Annotated in this window: 20 protein-coding genes; 6 read left to right on the top strand and 14 right to left on the bottom strand. The window is 74.1% G+C overall.

The window, feature by feature from the left end:
• Positions 1 to 127: 127 nt before the first annotated feature.
• Together CMN_RS00765 and CMN_RS00770 are read left to right on the top strand one after the other, a co-directional pair.
• Entirely contained in the window at positions 128 to 427 is a 300-nt protein-coding gene (locus CMN_RS00765) for a rhodanese-like domain-containing protein (protein WP_015488960.1), read from the top strand.
• A gap of 39 nt (positions 428 to 466) precedes the next feature.
• On the top strand, positions 467 to 1,060 hold the full coding sequence (locus CMN_RS00770) for a YdeI/OmpD-associated family protein (protein WP_015488961.1): 594 nt from the start codon (positions 467 to 469) through the stop codon (positions 1,058 to 1,060).
• Positions 1,061 to 1,085: 25 nt separating this feature from the next.
• On the opposite strand, the gene CMN_RS00775 is transcribed toward CMN_RS00770, so the two are convergent.
• The 3 genes from CMN_RS00775 to CMN_RS00785 all read right to left on the bottom strand — a co-directional run bounded on the left by CMN_RS00775 (position 1,086) and on the right by CMN_RS00785 (position 2,590).
• Positions 1,086 to 1,400: a DMT family transporter gene (locus tag CMN_RS00775; protein ID WP_015488962.1), complete on the bottom strand. Its 315-nt coding sequence runs from the start codon at positions 1,398 to 1,400 to the stop codon at positions 1,086 to 1,088.
• Positions 1,400 to 1,792: a DMT family transporter gene (locus tag CMN_RS00780; RefSeq protein ID WP_015488963.1), complete on the bottom strand. Its 393-nt coding sequence runs from the start codon at positions 1,790 to 1,792 to the stop codon at positions 1,400 to 1,402. The genes CMN_RS00775 and CMN_RS00780 overlap by 1 nt, the downstream gene beginning before the upstream one ends.
• Before the next feature lie 138 nt (positions 1,793 to 1,930).
• Positions 1,931 to 2,590: an HAD-IA family hydrolase gene (locus CMN_RS00785; protein WP_015488964.1), complete on the bottom strand. Its 660-nt coding sequence runs from the start codon at positions 2,588 to 2,590 to the stop codon at positions 1,931 to 1,933.
• Between the two features lie 85 nt (positions 2,591 to 2,675).
• Here CMN_RS00785 and CMN_RS00790 point away from each other — a divergent pair, with 85 nt between their 5' ends.
• The 3 genes from CMN_RS00790 (at position 2,676) to CMN_RS00800 (ending at position 5,414) form a co-directional block, all read left to right on the top strand.
• The gene (locus CMN_RS00790; RefSeq protein ID WP_015488965.1) at positions 2,676 to 4,043 is read left to right on the top strand and encodes a glycosyltransferase; all 1,368 of its coding nucleotides are present in this window, start codon (positions 2,676 to 2,678) and stop codon (positions 4,041 to 4,043) included.
• Complete coding sequence (locus CMN_RS00795) at positions 3,983 to 4,177, top strand: hypothetical protein (protein ID WP_041465190.1); 195 nt, start codon at positions 3,983 to 3,985, stop codon at positions 4,175 to 4,177. The genes CMN_RS00790 and CMN_RS00795 overlap by 61 nt, the downstream gene beginning before the upstream one ends.
• 91 nt (positions 4,178 to 4,268) lie before the next feature.
• On the top strand, positions 4,269 to 5,414 hold the full coding sequence (locus tag CMN_RS00800; RefSeq protein WP_015488966.1) for an FAD-dependent oxidoreductase: 1,146 nt from the start codon (positions 4,269 to 4,271) through the stop codon (positions 5,412 to 5,414).
• A 12-nt stretch (positions 5,415 to 5,426) separates the two neighbouring features.
• Here CMN_RS00800 and CMN_RS00805 read toward each other — a convergent pair whose 3' ends face one another.
• The 3 genes from CMN_RS00805 to CMN_RS00815 form a co-directional block, all read right to left on the bottom strand.
• Positions 5,427 to 6,104 carry a coiled-coil domain-containing protein gene (locus CMN_RS00805; protein ID WP_106389099.1) on the bottom strand — a complete coding sequence of 226 codons (678 nt, stop codon included), beginning with the start codon at positions 6,102 to 6,104 and terminating at the stop codon, positions 5,427 to 5,429.
• A gap of 133 nt (positions 6,105 to 6,237) precedes the next feature.
• On the bottom strand, positions 6,238 to 7,197 hold the full coding sequence (locus CMN_RS00810) for an acetylxylan esterase (RefSeq protein WP_015488968.1): 960 nt from the start codon (positions 7,195 to 7,197) through the stop codon (positions 6,238 to 6,240).
• 106 nt (positions 7,198 to 7,303) lie between these two features.
• Positions 7,304 to 8,083 (bottom strand): oxidoreductase, encoded by a 780-nt coding sequence (locus CMN_RS00815; RefSeq protein WP_015488969.1) that lies wholly within the window; start codon positions 8,081 to 8,083, stop codon positions 7,304 to 7,306.
• Positions 8,084 to 8,160: 77 nt separating this feature from the next.
• Here CMN_RS00815 and CMN_RS00820 point away from each other — a divergent pair, with 77 nt between their 5' ends.
• Positions 8,161 to 8,751, top strand: coding sequence for a TetR/AcrR family transcriptional regulator (locus CMN_RS00820; RefSeq protein ID WP_015488970.1), 591 nt, complete (start codon positions 8,161 to 8,163; stop codon positions 8,749 to 8,751).
• Between the two features lie 15 nt (positions 8,752 to 8,766).
• Here the strand turns inward: CMN_RS00820 and CMN_RS00825 are convergent, their stop codons facing one another.
• The 8 genes from CMN_RS00825 to CMN_RS00860 form a co-directional block, all read right to left on the bottom strand.
• On the bottom strand, positions 8,767 to 9,444 hold the full coding sequence (locus CMN_RS00825) for a TetR/AcrR family transcriptional regulator (protein WP_015488971.1): 678 nt from the start codon (positions 9,442 to 9,444) through the stop codon (positions 8,767 to 8,769).
• On the bottom strand, positions 9,441 to 11,483 hold the full coding sequence (locus CMN_RS00830; protein ID WP_015488972.1) for a CocE/NonD family hydrolase: 2,043 nt from the start codon (positions 11,481 to 11,483) through the stop codon (positions 9,441 to 9,443). The genes CMN_RS00825 and CMN_RS00830 overlap by 4 nt, the downstream gene beginning before the upstream one ends.
• Entirely contained in the window at positions 11,480 to 13,210 is a 1,731-nt protein-coding gene (locus CMN_RS00835) for a dipeptide ABC transporter ATP-binding protein (protein WP_015488973.1), read from the bottom strand. The genes CMN_RS00830 and CMN_RS00835 overlap by 4 nt, the downstream gene beginning before the upstream one ends.
• Positions 13,207 to 14,088, bottom strand: coding sequence for an ABC transporter permease (locus tag CMN_RS00840; RefSeq protein ID WP_015488974.1), 882 nt, complete (start codon positions 14,086 to 14,088; stop codon positions 13,207 to 13,209). Before CMN_RS00840 ends, CMN_RS00835 begins: the two co-directional genes overlap by 4 nt.
• Positions 14,085 to 15,110 (bottom strand): ABC transporter permease, encoded by a 1,026-nt coding sequence (locus CMN_RS00845; RefSeq protein ID WP_015488975.1) that lies wholly within the window; start codon positions 15,108 to 15,110, stop codon positions 14,085 to 14,087. Before CMN_RS00845 ends, CMN_RS00840 begins: the two co-directional genes overlap by 4 nt.
• Positions 15,107 to 16,753: an ABC transporter substrate-binding protein gene (locus tag CMN_RS00850; RefSeq protein WP_015488976.1), complete on the bottom strand. Its 1,647-nt coding sequence runs from the start codon at positions 16,751 to 16,753 to the stop codon at positions 15,107 to 15,109. The genes CMN_RS00845 and CMN_RS00850 overlap by 4 nt, the downstream gene beginning before the upstream one ends.
• 100 nt (positions 16,754 to 16,853) lie before the next feature.
• A complete protein-coding gene (locus CMN_RS00855; protein ID WP_015488977.1) occupies positions 16,854 to 17,453 on the bottom strand; it encodes a hypothetical protein in 600 nt (199 codons plus the stop codon).
• A complete protein-coding gene (locus CMN_RS00860; protein ID WP_015488978.1) occupies positions 17,450 to 18,349 on the bottom strand; it encodes a hypothetical protein in 900 nt (299 codons plus the stop codon). The genes CMN_RS00855 and CMN_RS00860 overlap by 4 nt, the downstream gene beginning before the upstream one ends.
• Positions 18,350 to 18,442 lie beyond the last annotated feature (93 nt).

Here is an 18,442-nt window from a genome sequence, read left to right on the forward strand (position 1 = left end):
AGAATCATACGGTGAGGCGAATGATTCTGGTAGGCCCCGGGTCCGGCGAAGCTCGTGGTCGTCCTGGGCGACCGGGCGTGACCTCCTCGGCTAGCGTGGGGAGCACCGACCCCCGAGGAGCACCCGCATGAGCCGCATCACCGTCGACCAACTCGTCGCCTTGGACTCGCCCGTCCTCATCGACGTGCGCGAGCCCGACGAGTACGCCGCGGGCCACGCGCCCGGCGCCGTCAACCTGCCCCTGTCGCAGCTCGACTCGCGCGTCGACGAGGTGCCGACCGACGCGCCCGTGCACGTGATCTGCCAGTCCGGCGGGCGCAGCGCGCGGGCGACCGAGGCGCTCGTCGGCCGCGGCATCGACGCGGTCGACGTCGAGGGCGGTACGAGCGCGTGGATCTCGGCGGGCCACCCCGTCGACCGTGACTGAGCGAGCCGCGTCGTCGTCGGCGCTCCGTAGCATCGGGGCATGCCCGCCGCCGCGCACGAGCTCCTGACCGTCCCCGACCGGGCCGCATGGCGCGCCTGGCTCGATCGGCACGAGGAGGCGTCCGACGGCGTGTGGCTGGTGCTCGCGAAGAAGGGCACGACGGATCCGACCTCGCCCACCTACGCCGAGGCGCTCGACGAGGCGCTGTGCAGCGGGTGGATCGACGGGCAGACCGCGAGCATCGACGAGCGGATCTTCCGGCGTCGCATCACGCCCCGGCGGAAGGCGTCGCTGTGGTCGGAGCGGAACATCGGGCTCGTCGCGACGCTCACCGCGGAGGGTCGGATGCGTCCGGCCGGGATCCGCGATGTCGAGCGCGCGCAGGCCGACGGTCGATGGGAGCGCGCCTACGCGGGCCAGGCGTCGGCGTCCGAGCCGGAGGACCTGCGGGCCGCGCTCGCCGCGCTCGCCGCGTCGCCCGCCGCCGCCGCGACCTTCGCGACGCTGTCGAAGGTCAACCGCTACGCCGTGATCCACCGGGTGACGACGGCCCCGAACGCGACCGTCCGCGGGAACCGGCTCGCGAAGTTCGTCGCGATGCTCGAGCGCGGGGAGTCGCCGCACCCGCAGTGAGCGCGGCGGCGGATCAGCGACGGCGTCAGTGCCCGAGCTCGATGAGCAGCACGCCGCCGATGATGAGGGCGATGCCGGCGAGCATCGTGCGCGTCAGCGGATCCCGGAAGATCACGCGGCCGAGGATCGCCGTGAGGGCCACGCCGGTCGCGGCCCAGATGCCGTAGGCGACGCCGATCGGCAGGCCGAGCGAGAGCGCGCCGGCGAGCATCGAGAACGCGGTGACGTAGCCGACCACGACGACCGCGTACCAGCGCTTCCGGCCGTCGGTCGCGAGCTTGAGGGAGATGGTCGCGGCGACCTCGGTGGCGATGGCGATCGCCAGCAGGACCCAGGCCATCAGCGGGCCTCGCCGGTCGGGGTGACGGGGGTGGGCGTTGCGTCGGCGGGCGCGACGGCGGCGCGGGCCGCGTGCGCGCGCTGCGAGCCGAGCTCGACCAGCAGGACGCCCCCGACGATGAGCACGAGGCCGAGGATCATCAGGCCGGTGAGGGGCTGCCCGAACAGGACCGTCGCGCCGACCGCGGTGAGCGCGACGCCCGACGCGCCCCAGATCCCGTAGGCGACGCCGACGGCCATGCCTGCCTTCAGCACGCGGGTGAGGAACCCGAACGCGGCGAGGTAGCCCGCGACGACGAGCGCGTACCAGCCGGGCACGTCGACGGCGGCCTGGAGGGCGAGGGCGGCGGTCACCTCGGAGGCGATGGCGGCGCCGAGGAGGAGCCACCTCATGCGGCGGCCCTCCGAGCGGCCCGGCGCGAGGGGATGCGGGAGGTCATGAGGCGACCGTACCGCGGGATTCGGCCGAGTGGCCCAATCGCATCCCGCGCGCAGGTCCCTTCGAGCCGATGCGCAGGAGCGCGACCGCCCTCAGGCGCCGGGGAGCGTGAGCGTGAGGATCCCGTCGTGCACCTCGACCGTCGTGCCGCGGTGGTCGCGCACGCGGGGGAGGCCGGCGGTGGTCTCGCTCTCGTGGTCGCCCACGACGACGACGCGCATGCCCGCGGCGAGGCCCGCCTGGATCCCGGCCTCGGCGTCCTCGTAGACGATCGCGTCCGCGGGATCCACGCCTAGGCGCGACGCGGCGAGCAGGTAGCCGTCCGGGTGCGGCTTCCCGTTCGCCACGTCCTCGGCGGTGACGAGCAGGTCGGGCACGCGGACGCCGGCGCCGGTGAGGCGGGCGCGCGCGAGCTCGCGGCCGGCGCTCGTGACGAGGGCGTGGGATCCGGCGGGCAGCGCGGCCACGAGGTCGCGGGCGCCGGGGATCTCGACCGTCGCGGGGCTGCCGTCGAGCTCCAACCGGTCGAGCTCGGCGAGGAGGGCGGGCACGTCGCTGCCCTCCGGCGCGAACCGGGCGATGCTGTCGACGGCGCGCACGCCGTGGATCCGCCGCAGGAGGTCGGCCGGATCGTGGCCGAAGCGGTGGGCGAGCATCGTCCAGATCTCCTCGACGAGCGCGGTCGAGTCGACGAGCGTCCCGTCCATGTCGAGGAGGAGCGCGCGGGCGGTGAGCGTGACGGGGGAGGACATGGGTCCAGTCTCCCGGACGGCGCGCGTGGCGGGCCGGTGTGGAGAGGGGCCCCTCATGCCCGCGGGCACGGGCGATCGTGGTCCCATGCCCCTTCCGATCCGGATCCTCTTCTCCTTCGCACGCGGGCAGGGCCACCTGAACCCCCTGCTGCCGTTCGCCCGCGCCGCACGCGCGCGGGGTCACGAGACGGCCCTCGCCGGGCCGCGCGAGATCGTGGCGGGGCGGGCGGACTTCGCGCCCCTCTTCCCGAGCGACACCGGGGCGGCGCGCACCGCAGGGGGCACCGGTCGCCTCGTCGTCGCGGATCCCGGGAGGCCCTACGCGCAGGTGGAGGAGGTGTTCCTGGGCCGGACGGCGCGGACGGTCGCGCGGAGCGTCGGCGATGCCATCGCCCGCTGGAGCCCGGCCCTCGTCGTCTGCGACGAGTTCGACTTCGGCGCGATGGTGGCCGCGGAGCGCGCCGGGGTGCCGGTCGTCGTGGTGGAGGTGACCGCCTCGGCGTACGCGGGCTGGCGGCCGTCGGTGGCGCACGCGCTGGACGCGCTGCGGGCGGAGGCGGGCCTGGCGCCGGATCCCGAGCTCGCCATGCTCGCGGGCGACCTCCTCGTCGTGCCGTTCCCGGAGTCCGTGGCCGGTGCCGGACCGGGCGCGGCCTCCGCCGCGGAGCCGACGCGGCGGGCCGTGCTGCGGGTGCGGCCGGAGGCGCCCGAGGCCGCCGACGACCACCCGGCCGTGCGCTGGCTCGCCGGCAGCGACGAGCCCTGGCGCGCGTACGCGACCCTCGGCACGCAGTTCAACACGCGCTCGGGGGACCTCCTCCATCGCATCCTCGACGGCCTCGCGACCACGGACGCGCGCGTGCTGGCGACAATCGGGCCGTGCGTGAATCCCGCCGCCTTCCCGGGGGCGACCCCGCGCCGCCGCCTCGAGGACTACGTGCCCCAGGGCGCGGTGCTGGAGCGCGTGGACGTCGTGATCACGCACGGCGGATCCGGGACGGTCGCCGGTGCGCTCGCGGCCGGCGTCCCGCTCGTCGTGCTGCCCATGGGCGCCGACCAGCGGCTGAACGGCGAGCGGATCGCGCAGCTCGGGGTCGGCCGCATGCTGGACGCGGCGACGGCGACGCCCGAGGAGATCGCCGCCGCGGCCAGCGAGGTCCGGGGTGAGCCGCGCTTCGCGGACGCGGCCGGCCGGATCCGCGGCCAGATCGCGGCCCTGCCCCCCGGCGGCCGACGCGCTCCCGGCCTTCGAGGCCCTCGCGGGTCGCTGACGCGGGCCGCGTGCGCCGGACCTCCACGCGTCGGGCACGATGGGGGAGCGGCCGGCGCCGGGCGCGGTGGCGTGAGGGGACGAGATGCCCGACGACGCGCAGATGCGGCGAGGACGATCGCATGGCTGACGCGGTCGAGACGGCGCTCCTCGTGCTGTCGGTCGTGGGACTCGTCGGCGTGATGGTCTGCTTCGTCTGGATGACGGCCCACGGGATGGTGGACAACCGTCGGCCGACGCGGCCCATGCTCGTGACCGGCTTCGCGTGCGCCTTCGTGGGCTGGGGCGCGATGCTCATCCGCCTCTTCCTCTTCTGAGGCCGCCTGCCGCTGTCCAGCCCCCGCCCGCACCGCTTACGGCCTCCCGCCGGGCCCGGTCGTCCGCGGCACGCGCCCGTAGCCTGGACGCATGGCGGGATCCACCGGGCACGGGCGCGCATCGCACCATGTCGTCATCGGCGCGGGGCTCGCGGGGGCGGCCACCGCGTGGCAGCTCGCGAGCCGCGGGCACGAGGTCACGGTGCTGGAGCGCGACCGGCCGGCGAGCATGCTCGGCAGCTCGCACGGGTCCGCGCGCATCCTCCGCTACGCCTACGACGACCCCTTCTACGTGCGCCTGGTGCGCGACGCCCGCGTGCTCTGGGACCGGCTCGAGCGCACCACGGGCGCGCGGCTCGTGACCCCGACCGGATCCGTCGACTCCGGCCTCGTGCGCCGCCCCGCCGAGCTCGCGCGCGTGCTGGAGCGCGTCGGCATCGAGCACGAGCTGATGTCGGCGCGCGAGGCCGAGGACCGCTGGTCGGAGATGGCGTTCGACTCCGACGTGCTCTTCCACCCGGCTGCCGGCGTCGTCGACGCCGAGGCCGCGGTGCGCGCGATGCTCGACCTCGCGGTCGCGCACGGCGCCGTCGTGCACGAGGGCTGGGAGGTGGCGTCCGTCGAGCGGGTCGGCGCGGGCTTCGCCGTGACGTCCGACGACGGCCGTCGCATCGAGGGCGACAGCGTGGTCGTGTGCGCCGGTGCCTGGCTGCCCGAGCTGCTCGGCGCCGCGCTGCCGCTGCCGCACGCCGCGCTCGACCGGATCCCGCCGCTGCGCGTGCGGCAGGAGCAGGTGTTCCACTTCGCGTACGTGGATGGGCCGCCCGCCCGGTCCGTGCCGACCTCCATCCACATGGACGAGCGCATGCAGGTCTACGCGCTGCCCGGCGGCCGCGACGTGGAGGGACGCGGCCACAAGGTCGCCGAGTTCGACGGCGGCCGCGTGATCCCGTCGGCCGCGCACCAGGACGGCGTCGTGGATCCGGCCAACCGCGCCCGCGTCGTCGACTGGGTGCGCCGCAACCTGCCGGGCGTCGAGCCGGTGCCGTACGCGGAGGCGACGTGCCTCTTCACGAGCACGCCCACCGAGGACTTCGTGATCGACCGGGTGGACGGGATCACGATCGTGTCGCCGTGCTCCGGCCACGGCGCCAAGTTCGCGCCGCTCATCGGCAGCCTCGCGGCGGATGCGGCGACCGGCGAGCGCGTCGAGCCGCGGTTCGCGCTCGCGCCCTGACGCACCGCTCGATCAGACCTTCTGCGGTCGCCCGCGGCCGCCGGTGCGCACGCGCGTGCGGCCCGGATCCCGCGGTGCCGTGACCTCGGCCGCCCGCTCCCGCTCCGCCGCCAGCCGCGCCAGCTCGTCGCGCAGCTCGCCGACCCGGTCGTCGCGCCCCTCCTCCGGGAACGCGCCCGGCAGCAGCTGCGGGGCGAGCCGCGCGCGCACGATCTGCTCGAGGGCCGCGTCGCGCGCGATGACCAGCACCTCGCGCAGCGCCTCCGGGTCGCGTGAGAGGGCGCCGAGCCGCTCGACGATCTCCTCCGCGATCTCGGCGCGCAGCCGGAGCCCCGGCACGTCGCCCTCGCGGTAGTCGTCGGGCCGGCGTCCCTTGCCGTCGCGCAGCGCCGCGCGGTCGCGGGCCATGCGCAGCCGCTCGGCCTCGCCGCGCTTCTCGCCGATGAGCTCGGCCAGCTCGCCGCGGAGCGCCTCGATGAGCGACTCCTCGTCGAACGGGCGACGCTCCCGCAGCGTGCGCAGGATGATGAGGTTGACCATCTGGATCCGGAGCGCGACGCCCACGAGCAGCAGCGACTCCTCGACGAGCACCTCCTTCTGCGCCGGATCCGCGGCGACGCGGGCGGCCACGGACGGAGGAGGGGCGCCCGGCTTGGAGGGCTTCGCGGGGCGGATGCGGGGCCGGGGCATGATGTCCTCCCGGTCCGCTCGCTCCACCGGCGAGGTGCTCCCAGGTTACGCGGAACGGCCGACAGCGGGGCGGTTCGCGCCCCCGCCCCCGTGCCGATCCGGGGCGTCACCAGTGGTCGCCGCCGAGCCGGTCTCAGCCCATCGTGCGCCGCAGGAACGCGAGCGTGCCGAGCTCGTCGTCGATGCCGCCGCCGTCGTGGCCGTTGTACTCCCACTCGACGATCTCCTTCTCGCCCGCGTAGGCGTCGAACGCGCCGTAGACCGTGGAGGGCGGGCAGGTCGCGTCCATGAGACCCACCGAGAAGCGGGCGGGCGCGGTCGAGCGACGCGAGAACGCGACGCCGTCGAAGTACCGCAGCACGGCGTGCACGTCCTCGCCGCGGCCCCGGTGCGTCTTCAGGTAGTCGACGACCTCGTGGTACGGGTACGCGTCGGTGATGTGGGTGGCTCGCTCGATGTCGCAGAGGAACGGCACGTACGCGGAGACCGCGGCGACGTCGTCGCGGAGGCCGGCGACGGCGAGGGCCATGCCGCCGCCCTGGCTGCCGCCCTGCACGGCGATGCGCGCCGGATCCACGACGTCGAGCGACCGCGCCACGTCGACCGCGCGCACCGCGTCGGTGAAGAGGCGGCGGTAGTAGTACGTCTCGCGCGAGGCGATGCCGCGGGTCATGAAGCCGGGGATCGCGGGTCCGGCCTCGCCGTGGTCGGCGGTGTCGCCGGCGCTCCAGTACGAGCCCTGGCCGCGGGTGTCCATCTGCAGGTGCGCGAAGCCGGCGGCCGCGTAGATCAGGGTCTCCTCGGCGCGTCCACGGCCGCCGCCGTAGCCGACGTACGAGACGACCGTGGGCAGCGGACCGGTCGCGCCACGCGGGGTGCGGAGCCAGGCGCGCACGTCGGTGCCGCCGGATCCCGCGAAGGTCACGTCCTGCACGTCGACGAGCGCGAGGTCGGTCTCGACCGGCGCGAGGCGCACGTCGAGATCGTGGCTCCCGGCCTCGGCGAGGGTGTCGGCCCAGAACGCGTCGAAGTCCTCGGGGTCGACGTGGCTGCTGACGTGCGCGCGGGCGGCGTCGACGGGTTCGATGAGCATGGATCCTCCGGGGGACGGGTGCGGGACCGGCGGCCGCGCCCGTGCTCGGGCGGCGCCGCCTCGCCCATCATGGCCGGAGCGCGGCCGCCCTGCACGACGGCCGGGCCTAGGGGCGGGAGAGCTCTCCGCCGTCGACGAGGAGGTTCGACCCGGTGATCCACTGCGCGCGGTCCGACGCGAGGAAGGCCACCGCCTCCGCGATGTCCCGCGGGTCGCCGGGGCGCCCCAGCGGGGTGTCCGCGGTGGTGGCCTCGAGCGGGACCCCCATGGCGTCGGCCAGGTCCTGCCGGATCGCGTCGGCACCGGGGGTGAGGACGTTGCCCGGGGTGATGGTGGCGACGCGGATCCCCGCGGGCGCGAGCTCCGAGGCCAACGCCCTCCCGTACGCGTCGAGGGCGGCTTTCGCGCCGCCGTAGTGGGCGAGGGGCGGCGCCGCGTCGCGCGCCGCCGTCGACGAGATGTTGATGATCGCGCTGCCCGCCCCGGCCTCGTGGAGCGCGGGTAGCAGGGCGTCGACTACCCGCACCGCGGAGAGGTAGTTGAGGGCGAGCGCGTCGACCCACTCCTCGTCGGGGATCGTCCCGATGCCGCCGACGTGGAAGCGCGCGGCGCCCGCGTTGTTGACGACGATGTCGACGCCGCCCAGCGCGGCGAGCGCGGCCGAGGCGAGGGTCCGCGCGCCGTCGACGGTGCTGATGTCGCCGGCGATGAACGTGGCTCCCTCGGGTGTCTCGGCGGTGGCGCTGCGTGCGGCCGCGACGACGGTGGCTCCGCCGTCGAGCAGCCGCTGCACGATCGCCGCGCCGATGCCGCGCGTGCCGCCGGTGACGATGGCGCGCTTGCCGGCGAACTCGGGGGTCGGGGATGGGGTGATGTAGGACGTCATGCGGCCCACGCTAGCGGTTCTGGACTGAAAGTTCAGAAGTTGTGGACCGAAAGTCCAGAATCGCGTAGGATCGCCGCATGGCGCGACCCCGGAAGTTCGACGAGCAGGACGTGCTGGCGGCGGCGTGCCGGCGGTTCACGGAGACCGGGTACCACGGCACCTCGGTGGATGAGCTGTCTCGGGTGACGGGCCTCAGCAAGGGCAGCCTGTACGGGGCGTTCGGCGACAAGGAGGCCCTCTTCGAGAGGGTGTTCGACGAGTACTGCACCGAGGCGGGCGCCGGTGTCGTCGCGCTCACGGAGGGGCCGGAGGCTCAGGCGCTCGCCCGGCTGCACGCGTGGCTGCGCTCGCCGGAGGACGACGCCTCGAGGCGCGACTGCCTCCTGGCGAAGGGGACGGCCGAGCTCGCCTGGGCGAACGACGTCATCGCGGCCCGCTCCCTCTCCGCGTTCGACGGGCTGCTCGACAGCTGCCGCCAGCTCGTCGAGCAGGCGCAGCGCGCCGGTCTCGTGGATCCGTCCGCGGACGCCGAGGCGCTCGGCGGGCTGATCCTGGCGACGCATCGGGGTATCGAGGCGCTCGCGGAGGCGGGGGTCGATCCCGTCACCCGGAACCGCATCGCGGATGCCGCGATCGCGGGCATCGCCCTCCGTCCCGCAGGTGCGTGAGGCGACCGGGGGCGGTCAGCGGAAGAGCGGCGTCCCCTCGGCGGGATGGGCGAGCTCGGCGTCGAGGAAGGTCCAGATCCACGCGAGCGCGCGCGTGTTGTCGAGGCCGGGCACCTTCTGGGACAGTTGCGTCGCGATCCCGTCGCTGTAGGCCGCGAGCTTGAGCGCGACCTCGGGCGCGTCCACCGCCCGGAACGCGCCGCCCTCGACGCCGCGGCGGATGGTGCGGACGAGGCACGCCTCCCACACGCGGATGCGCTCCAGGCGGTCGGCGGTGAGGCCGGGCTGGCGGGCGACGGCGGTCCAGTAGTCCGACCAGAGCCGCCAGTGCGCCTCGGCCTCGTCGCCGCCGGTGAAGAGCGGCTCGACCAGCAGGCGGATGCCGTGCACGGGATCCGGATCCGCGTCCACCTCCTCGACGGTCGACGCGTAGAACCGGTCGGTCTCGAGCACGACGACCTCGTCGAGGATCTCCGCCACGCTCGCGAAGTGGTACGTCACGGTGCCCACCGAGACGCCGCCCTCGGCCGCGATGTCGCGGAGGCCGGTGGCGGTGAGGCCCTGGCGGAGGATCACCGCGCGCGCCGCCTCGACGATCATCGCGCGCCGCACCTCGGGCTTCTCGCGCTTGCCGCCGCGGCGGGCGGCGGTCGCGGTCGCGCCCGTCGCGGCGGCGGTCGTCCCCGCGCTCACGCGGACGTCCGCGGCACGAGGTCGTCGAACACGCGGTCGGCGACGAGCACCTCGGGTGCGTCGGGCCCGCCGTCGCGCGCCCACGCCCGCAGCGTGTTGACGATCCGGAACGCCTCCGCGTCGGCCGTCACGCGCGACGTCGTCTCGAGGCGCGCGCGCCAGCCGGGCTTCTCGAGGCCGATCGCCCAGCGCGACTCGGCGACGGCCGACGTCGGGTCGCCCTCGGTGATCCGGTACGTCTCGCGGCTCGACTCGGTGAAGACGAGGCCGTCGGGGTAGATCCGGGATCCGCCGTAGCCGGGGTCGACGTCGAGGGTCCACTCGCCGGTCGCGACGTCGTGGGAGAAGCTGCGCTCGGGCAGCCCGGAGTCGTCGGGGATCCGCTGGATCGCGATCGGCGTGGACTGCTCGGCCTCCTCGAAGCGCACGCCGTCGTCCTCCGTGCGCGTCCAGACGGGCAGGGTCACGGCGCTGCGGGAGGGCGCGACGACGAGGGTCGCCTCGCGGGCGTGCGGCCAGATCCACGGCCAGTACGCCGACGACACCGCGATCCGCAGCCGGTGCCCGGCCGGGAAGGCGTGCCCCGTGGAGACGAGCGCCACGCGCACGACCTCCTCCTCGCCCGGGACCATCGGGTCGATCCGCGCGCGGTCTATGCGCGTGTTGAGGTTGAGCGCACCGCGCGTCACGAGGGTGGACGACCCGTCGGGCGCGACGTCGCAGAGCCGCACCACGAGGTTCGCGTCGGGCAGGTCGCTCGTGACCGCGAGGTCGACGAGCACGTTGCCGAGCACGTCGAGCGGCTCGTCGAGCAGCAGGTCGAAGCAGACGGAGAGGCCGTCCTCGGCGCGCTGGTCCGGCGGCAGGTCGGTGGCGTTGCCGAACGGGAAGAAGCGGCCGGCGTCGAGGCCGGTGCGCTGGGGCGAGCGGACCACGACGGCGTCGCCCGCGGCGGCCGGCCCGTGGAACGCGGCCAGCGGCAGCACGGGCTGGGCGGCGACGGACGCGGGCGGCGGCCACGACTCCGCGGCGACCCAGCGGCCGGTGCGCTCGGGGTAGGCCGTGGCGGGCGGCTCGGAGTCGCTGACGAAGGCGCGGAGCGCGGGATCCGCCTCCACGCCCGTGTCGATGCCCTTCAGCCAGCGGTCCCACCAGCGCAGCGTCTCCTGCAGGAAGCCGATCGACGGGCCGGGCGTGAGGCCGCGGTCCGGGTACTGGTGCGACCACGGGCCGACGATGCCCTTCACGGGGGAGGACAGGTTCTCGACGAGGCGCAGCACGGCGTCGCGGTACGGATCCGCCCACCCTCCGACCGCGAGCACGGCCGCGTCGATCGAGGAGTAGTCCTCGCACACGCTGCCGTGCCGCCAGTAGTCGTCCCGCTCCTGGTGCGCGAGCCAGGTCGGCGTCATCGGCCGGTTCGCGTCCAGCCGCTCGCGCCAGCGCTCGACCCAGCCGTCGCCCACGACCTCGGGCCGCGGCGGGCGGGAGTTGAACGCGAACATCGTCGCGCCCCACGCGGCCATGTCGATGCCGAGCACCGCGCCGCCCATGTAGTGCACGTCGTTGTCGAACCGGTCGTCTGTGGAGCACACCGTCACGATGGCCTTCAGGGCCTCGGGCGCGCGAGCGGCGAGCTGCAGGCCGTTGAAGCCGCCCCAGGAGATCCCGAAGATGCCGACGGCGCCCGTGCACCAGTCCTGCGCGGCGATCCACTCGATCACCGCGACGCCGTCGTCGAGCTCCTGCGCGGAGTACTCGTCGACGAACAGGCCGTCGGAGGATCCCGTGCCGCGGATGTCGACGCGGATGGACGCGTAGCCATGCGCCGCGTACCAGGGGTGCCGCTCGCTGTCGCGCGGGGCGGTCCAGTCGTCGAGCCGGTAGGGGAGGTACTCGAGGAGCGCGGGGACGGGCTCGTCGGTCGCGGGCGCCCAGACGCGGGCGTGGAGGGGGGTGCCGTCGGGCATCGGGATCCAGACGTCGCGGTGGGTCACGCTGTCCTCTGCCTGGGTCGTCTCTCCTGCCGTGTCGGTCATCGTGCGTCCTCCCAGTCCCGGATCCGGTGCCCGTCGTCGAGCTCCCTCCACCCTCCCCCGGCGACGTCGCGCCAGGTGGCCGTCACGTCCTCCACCCGCGGCAGCTCGGTGGCGCCGGGCTCGAGCGTCGCGGCGAGCAGCTGCCGCGTGTAGGGGTGGTTCGGCCCCTGGAACACCCGCTCGGTCGGGCCGATCTCCACGATCCGCCCGCCGGTCATCACGGCCACGCGGTCCGCGACGCCGCGGACCACGGCGAGGTCGTGGCTGATGAAGAGGCAGCTGAGGCCCTTGTCGCGCTGCAGGCGGGCGAGCAGCTCCAGGATCTCGGCCTGCACGCGCACGTCGAGCGCGGTCGTGATCTCGTCCGCGATTACGAGCTGCGGCCCCGCGGCCAGCGCCCGGGCGATCCCGACGCGCTGCCGCTGGCCGCCCGAGAGCTGGCTCGGCAGCCGGGCCGCGAAGTCCGGCGACAGCCCCACCTCGGTGAGGATCTCGCCCACGCGCTCGGCCGAGGCCCGGCCCGTGAAGAGCTCGAGCGGCCGGGCGATCGCCGCGCCGACCGTCCGACGCGGGTTGAGCGAGGTGTCCGCGTTCTGGAACACGAGCTGCACCGCGCGCCGGAGGGCGGGCGAGCGGCCGGCGACCGCGGAGGTCAGGTCGCCCGAGACCCCCTCGCCCTGGAAGCGGAAGGTGCCCGACTCGGTGGGCACCAGCCCGGCGAGGGCGGTCGCGAGCGTGGTCTTGCCGCTGCCGGACTCGCCGACGACCGCGAGCGTCTCGCGCGGCGCGATCTCGAACGAGACGTCGGACACCGCGGGCGGCAGGCCGCGGCCGTAGCGGACGACGAGGCCGTCGGCGACGACCATCGGGGCCGCGGCGTCGGCGTGGGCAGGGGCGACCGGGCCGGCGCCCCCGGGGATCGCCGCCAGCAGCTCGCGCGTGTACGCGTGCTCCGGCGACGCGAACAGCTCCGCGGTCGGCCGGTGCTCCACGATGACGCCGTCGCGCATCACGGCGATCTCGTCGACCATCGTCGAGACGACGCCGAGGTCGTGGCTGACGAGCAGCACGGCCATGCCGAGCTCGCGGGCGAGGTCGCGGATCAGGGTCAGCACGGCCGCCTGCGTCACCACGTCGAGCGCGGTCGTCGGCTCGTCGAGCACGAGCACCCGGGGGCGCGCGGCGACGGCCATGGCGATCGCGATGCGCTGCTGCTGCCCGCCGGAGAGCTGGTGCGGGTACCGCCGCACGAGGGTGGCGGGGTCGGGCAGGCGCACGAGGCGGATCAGCTCCTGGACCCGCTCGTCGTCGCTCGGGAGCCCGTGGCTCTCGAGCGCCTCGCGGAGCTGGCGGCCCACGCGCATCGAGGGCGTGAGCGCCTGGCCGGCGTTCTGCGCGACGACAGCCGCGGTGCCGCCGCGCAGCTCGCGTGTCGCGGCGGGGGAGAGGGCGAAGACGTCCTGCCCGGCGACCTCGACGGATCCGCCCACGATGCGGGAGCCGCGGCGCAGGTGCGCGAGCAGCGTCCGCGCGACCGTCGACTTCCCGCTCCCCGACTCCCCGACGAGCCCGAGCGCGCGCCCGGCGCGGATCTCGAAGCTGACGCCGCGGACGACGGGCACGTCGGTGCGCCCGGCCGCGTACGAGATGGCGAGGTCGGCGACGCGCACGACGGTGCCGAGCCGCACCTGGCCGGTGAGGGTGTCCTCGACGTTGCCGGGCATCATGCGATCCCCCTCTGGGCGCGGTCGACGCCGAGCGACTTGCTGAGCCCGTCGCCGCTGAGGTTGAGGCCGACCACGAGGGTCGCGAGCGCCACGATCGGCGCGAGCGTGCCGAGCGGCACGACCGTGAGCGCGGTGCGGTTTTCCTGCACCATGAGCCCCCAGTCGGGCGTCGGCGGGTTCGCGCCGAAGCCGAGGAAGGAGAGCGACGAGATCAGCAGCACGATCCACGAGGCCCGCATCGCGTACTCCACGAGCACGACGTCGAGCACGTTCGGGAGGATCTCGCGGAACACGATGCTCAGCGGCCCCTCGCCCCGGGCGCGCGCCGCCGTGACGTAGTCCTGCGTGATCACGGTCCGTGCTGCCCCGCGCACCACCCGCGTGACGGCGGGCGCGTAGACGACAGTCACGGCGAGCACGATCACCCACAGGCCGGATCCGAACACCGTCACCACCACGAGCAGGGCGAGGATCGACGGCACGCTCAGCAGTGCGTCCACGATCCGCATGATCACCTCGTCGAGCCAGCCCTCGGCGTACGCCGTGACGCAGCCGACGACCGTGCCGACCGCGACCGCGATGGTGGTCGCGAGGAAGGTGACGACGAGCGCGTACCGGCCGCCGTTGAGGGTGCGGGAGAGCACGTCGCGGCCGTACTGGTCGGTGCCGAGCCAGTGCGCCCACGTCGTGCCGGAGAGCACGTCCGTCGAGTCGGTGGCGACCGGGTCGTGCCCGGCGATCCACGGCGCGAGCACCGCGAGCACGACGTGCACCGTGATGATCGCGAGCCCGACGGCGAGCGCCGTCGATCCCCGGAGCGGGCTCGTCCACCCGCGCAGGCGGGAGCCTCGTCGGGTGGGCAGGGGCGTCGCGGTCATGCGCGGGCCTTCCGTCGGGTGGCGGGTCGGGCGGGTCGGATGGATCGCGCGGGCCGGGTGCGGCGGGCGCTCTGCCTCGTGCGGAGCCGCGGATCCAGCGCCAGCGCCACGAGGTCGGCCGCCAGGTTGCAGACCACGTACACGGCGGCGCTCAGCAGCGCGATGGCCTGGATCGTCGGCAGGTCGCGCGTGAAGACCGACTCGAGCATGAGCTTGCCGAGCCCTGGGTAGTTGAAGACGTTCTCCACCACGACGACGCCGCCGAGCAGCCACGCGACGTTGAGCGCGACCACGTTGAGCGTCGGCAGCAGCGCGCTCGGCACCGCGTGCCGCCACACCACCTGCCTGGTCGTGAGGCCCTTGAGCTCGGCCGTCGTGACGAACTCGGACGCCATCACGTCGATGGTCGAGGAGCGCATGGTGCGCACGATGTAGGCGGCCATGGCGAGCGTCAGCACGATCACCGGCAGCCACACCGACGGCAGCAGCTCGGCGACCGTGGCGTCGCTGCCGCGGAGGACCACGGCCGGGAAGACCGGGATCGTGATGGCGAACAGCAGCACGAGCACGGTCGCGACCATGAACTCGGGGACGCTCATCACCACGAGGCTCACGATGCTGATCACCGAGTCGCTCGCGCGGCCGCGGCGCACGCCCGCGATCACGCCGAGCGTGAGCGACAGGGTCACGCCGACGAGCATCGCCGGCACCGCGATGAGCATGCTGTTCCGGAAGGCGACGAGGAGCGTCGGCGCGACGGGATCCCCGCTCACGAGCGAGGTCCCGAAGTCGCCGTGCGCGGCCCCGAGCAGCCAGTCGCCATAGCGCAGCCACACGTTCCGGTCGAGCCCGAGCGACTCGCGGAGCGTCGCGACGGCCTCGGGTGTGGCGTCCTGCCCGAGGAGCTGCTGCGCCACGTCGCCCGGCAGCAGCTGGATCGCGAGGAAGACGAACAGGGACGCGAGCACGATCGTGAGGATCGCCGTGCCCAGTCGGCGCAGCACCTGCGCGGAGACGTTCATCGGCGGAATCCGATCTGGAGGTGGTCGAATTCGAAGCCGTACTCGCGGTAGTTGACGACGTCGCGCGAGATGCCCACGAGCCGGTCGCCGAACATGGGCGTCATGTCGGCGCTGTCCTCCACGACGATCCGCTGGGCGTCCTGGTAGAGCATCAGCCGCTTCGCATCGTCCATCGTGGCGCGGGCGTCGTCGAGGAGGGCGTCGAAGGTCGGGTTCGACCACGCGCTCTCGTTGTAGGAGGAGCCGGTGCGGAAGATCTGGTTGAGCAGCTGGTCGATGGGCCGGCCGGTGAACCAGTAGCTCACCAGCAGCGGCTTCTGCATCCAGATCTCCGTGTAGTAGGAGTCGGAGGACGCGTTCGTGACCGTGAGGTCGATGCCCGCGGCCTTCACCTGGTCGCGGTAGGCGACCGCCATGGGGGTGAACACCGACTCGTAGCTCGAGGTGTGGATCGTCGTCCTGAGCCCGGGCACGCCCGCCTTCGCGAGCAGCGCCTTGGCCTGGTCGGGGTCGTAGGCGCGGTCGACGTCCCTGAAGGCGGCGAGCGACAGCGGCACCGGGTTGTCCCAGCCCGCGGTGCCGGTGCCCTGCAGCGCGGTCGCGAGGATCTGCTCGGGGTCGTAGGCGAGCTTCATGGCCTGGCGCACGAGCGGGTCCTGGAACTCGGCGCTCGTGGCGAGCATCGGGATCGTGTACCACTGCGCGTTCTCCACCCGCGCGACCGTGGCCCGGCTCGACGCGGAGACGACCCGCGCGGTCGCGAAGTCGAGGTTGGTCTGCGAGATGAGGTCGATCTGCCCGGCGAGAAGCGCGTTCACGCGAGCGGTCGTGTCCTGGATGGAGGAGAAGTCGATGCCGTCGAGCACGGGCCGCCCGGCGAAGTGGTCCTCGAAGGCCTCGACGCTGCCGGATCCCGCCGGGTGGAACGACGAGAGGCGGAACGGCCCGGTGCCGATGCCCGTGCTGCCGATGGTCCCGATGGCGGCGGCCGGCACCATGTAGCACTGGTACGCCGTGAGCAGCGACGGGAACTCCGCGTTGGGGGTCTTGAGCTGGAAGACGAGGGTGTGCGGGTCGGGCGCCGACATGCTGCCCGGGTCGAGCATGTCGCCGAGCACGCCACCCTGCGGGGACGCCGTCGCAGGATCGAGGACGTGCTGGATGGAGGCGATCGCGTCGTCGGCCGTGAAGCGGGTGCCGTCGTGGAAGCGGACGCCGCGGCGGAGGCGGAAGGTCCACGTGACGCCGTCGGCGCTCGCCGACCACTCCTCCGCGAGGTCGGGGATCGTCTCGCCCTTCTCGTCGAGCTTGACGAGCCGATTGTAGAGGGCGCCGAGGTACTCGTACGCGGAGAGCGAGCTCGCGGCATCCAGCGTCTCGGCGGCGGATGCGGCAGGCCGCGCGACGCGGAGGCGGCCGCCCCGCAGGGGCGTCCCGGTCGCGGCGGCCGCGGGGATGGTCGTGCTGCTCGCGCCGGTGCTGCATCCGGTGAGGGCGAGCAGGCCGAGGCCGGCGATCCCGGCGGTGCCCGAGAGGACGGCGCGGCGGCTGGGCGTGCGGGGTCGCTCGGGACGGTCGGCGATGCGTAGGGTGCGCGCGCTCGCGCCGGCGAGCGTGGTGCGGGTGGTGACGATCGATGGCATCGGGACGGGCCCTCCTCGTTATCGTTCAGGTGAACGATAGGCGAGATGCGGGCCCGTGGCGAATGCGGGGGCGCGGGGTGAGCCCCGCGCTCCGCTCTCGTCAGCCCTCGCCGACGTCCGCGCCCGCGCCCGTCGTCGTGAGGCGGTGCCGTCGATCACGGAGTCCGAGCGCCGTCAGGAGGAGCAGCGCAGCGATCCCTCCGCTGGCCGCCGCCGTGACCGCGCCGGGGTCGTCGGGGATGCTGACGCAGAGACCCCCCATCGCCACGAGGACCACGGCCGCGAGGACGAGGGGGGATCGCCAGCCATCGCGGAAGCCGTGGAGGTGCTGCTCCGGTCCAGGAGATCGCGCTCCCGCCGACGCGCGTCCTTCGAGCATGTCGAGGAGGGTCGACAGGCCGGCTGCGATCCCCGACGTGATCAGCACCGCCGCCACGTCGTCGCGTCGTACGAAGGCGATCGCACCCGCGGCGGCGAGCATCAGCGGGTGCAGCTCGAGGCAGACGGTGGTCCTTCGCGACCCTGACATCGTGGCGCCCTGCCCTCGTCGGCGTTCTCGCGCGTCGAGGAGGAAGGACGCGAGAGCCCAGCACGCACCGAGCGCCATGACCCGGGACACCCTCTCGGACATGACGAGGCCCAGCGTCGCCGTCGTCGCGAGCGTCAGGAAGTAGAGGATCCGGGATGGCTTCGCCCTCATGCGCAATTCGCGTGCTCCGTCCACACGAACGCGCGGCCGCTGCCGATCCGCGTCTGGTAGCAGGCGTAGAAGCCGAACCTGTTCGATTGGTAGATGCGGTGGACGAGGTCGACGACCGAGAACACGTTGGGAGATCCGATGGCCGCGCAGAGCCACCCGATGAGCTTGGCCGCGGGAGCTGCGAGACGATCGGCGACCTTGCAGATGCCGAAGTATCCCGCGCTCAGGAGGAGGGCCGCCACGGCGGCGATCTCCCGCATCTGGGAGCCGAGCAGGTTCACGTAGGGCCCGACTCCCTGGGGCGCGTTGGCCAGGCCGAAGGTGACGAGCGGATCCACGACGACAGGGTATGCGGCGCCCTCCGCGTCGATGGTCTGGACGAGGGTGTCGCCCTCGAGTGCGAAGCGCGTCGGGATCGGGCGACCCGACGCGTCCACCGCCCACGGTTCTGCGATGTGCCCCGCGGTGATGCTGCCCGCGCCGGATCCGAGCGAGGCGACGATGTCGTAGCCCGCCCGGCGCGGCACGGCGCGAAAGCCGACCGGGAGGTCGAGGTGGAACGACGTGGCGTCTGCTCCTTCCCGGAGGACGGTGACCGCCTGCGTCTCTCCCGGCGCGACTCGGACGAGGGAGTCGTCGGTGTCCGCGGGTGTCACGCCGACGTCGCCGCCGGCCGTGTGCGGGAGCGCGGATGGATCGACCGCGTCGGGTGCCGTCCAGTCGGCGGTCGATTCCGCGCCCTGGCCGACGGCCTCGAGCGCGCGGTCGACGAGCGCCTGGGTCGAGGTGTCCCCTGCGGCGTCCGCCGCCGAGGCGGCCTCCGCGGTGAGGCCGTTCGCGGCGACCGCGATCGTGAGGGCGAGGAGCGCGATCGCGCTCCGCGGGCGGATGGGCATGGGGTGTCCGTTCGTCGGGGATGCCGATCAGCATCGCCCGCATGCTAGGACACGGAAGATCGGGTCACGGAGGATCGCTCCACAGGGAGCGCG

Source organism: Clavibacter nebraskensis NCPPB 2581, from assembly GCF_000355695.1.
GTDB classification, from domain to species: Bacteria; Actinomycetota; Actinomycetes; order Actinomycetales; family Microbacteriaceae; genus Clavibacter; species Clavibacter nebraskensis.

Excerpts from the sequence above, each read along its gene's own strand:
- CMN_RS00765 (WP_015488960.1), top strand. The coding sequence starts at position 128 with ATGAGCCGCATCACCGTCGACCAACTCGTCGCCTTGGACTCGCCCGTC.
- CMN_RS00770 (WP_015488961.1), top strand. The coding sequence starts at position 467 with ATGCCCGCCGCCGCGCACGAGCTCCTGACCGTCCCCGACCGGGCCGCA.
- CMN_RS00775 (WP_015488962.1), bottom strand. The coding sequence starts at position 1,400 with ATGGCCTGGGTCCTGCTGGCGATCGCCATCGCCACCGAGGTCGCCGCG.
- CMN_RS00780 (WP_015488963.1), bottom strand. The coding sequence starts at position 1,792 with ATGAGGTGGCTCCTCCTCGGCGCCGCCATCGCCTCCGAGGTGACCGCC.
- CMN_RS00785 (WP_015488964.1), bottom strand. The coding sequence starts at position 2,590 with ATGTCCTCCCCCGTCACGCTCACCGCCCGCGCGCTCCTCCTCGACATG.
- CMN_RS00790 (WP_015488965.1), top strand. The coding sequence starts at position 2,676 with ATGCCCCTTCCGATCCGGATCCTCTTCTCCTTCGCACGCGGGCAGGGC.
- CMN_RS00795 (WP_041465190.1), top strand. The coding sequence starts at position 3,983 with ATGGCTGACGCGGTCGAGACGGCGCTCCTCGTGCTGTCGGTCGTGGGA.
- CMN_RS00800 (WP_015488966.1), top strand. The coding sequence starts at position 4,269 with ATGGCGGGATCCACCGGGCACGGGCGCGCATCGCACCATGTCGTCATC.
- CMN_RS00805 (WP_106389099.1), bottom strand. The coding sequence starts at position 6,104 with ATGCCCCGGCCCCGCATCCGCCCCGCGAAGCCCTCCAAGCCGGGCGCC.
- CMN_RS00810 (WP_015488968.1), bottom strand. The coding sequence starts at position 7,197 with ATGCTCATCGAACCCGTCGACGCCGCCCGCGCGCACGTCAGCAGCCAC.
- CMN_RS00815 (WP_015488969.1), bottom strand. The coding sequence starts at position 8,083 with ATGACGTCCTACATCACCCCATCCCCGACCCCCGAGTTCGCCGGCAAG.
- CMN_RS00820 (WP_015488970.1), top strand. The coding sequence starts at position 8,161 with ATGGCGCGACCCCGGAAGTTCGACGAGCAGGACGTGCTGGCGGCGGCG.
- CMN_RS00830 (WP_015488972.1), bottom strand. The coding sequence starts at position 11,483 with ATGACCGACACGGCAGGAGAGACGACCCAGGCAGAGGACAGCGTGACC.
- CMN_RS00835 (WP_015488973.1), bottom strand. The coding sequence starts at position 13,210 with ATGATGCCCGGCAACGTCGAGGACACCCTCACCGGCCAGGTGCGGCTC.
- CMN_RS00840 (WP_015488974.1), bottom strand. The coding sequence starts at position 14,088 with ATGACCGCGACGCCCCTGCCCACCCGACGAGGCTCCCGCCTGCGCGGG.
- CMN_RS00845 (WP_015488975.1), bottom strand. The coding sequence starts at position 15,110 with ATGAACGTCTCCGCGCAGGTGCTGCGCCGACTGGGCACGGCGATCCTC.
- CMN_RS00850 (WP_015488976.1), bottom strand. The coding sequence starts at position 16,753 with ATGCCATCGATCGTCACCACCCGCACCACGCTCGCCGGCGCGAGCGCG.
- CMN_RS00855 (WP_015488977.1), bottom strand. The coding sequence starts at position 17,453 with ATGAGGGCGAAGCCATCCCGGATCCTCTACTTCCTGACGCTCGCGACG.
- CMN_RS00860 (WP_015488978.1), bottom strand. The coding sequence starts at position 18,349 with ATGCCCATCCGCCCGCGGAGCGCGATCGCGCTCCTCGCCCTCACGATC.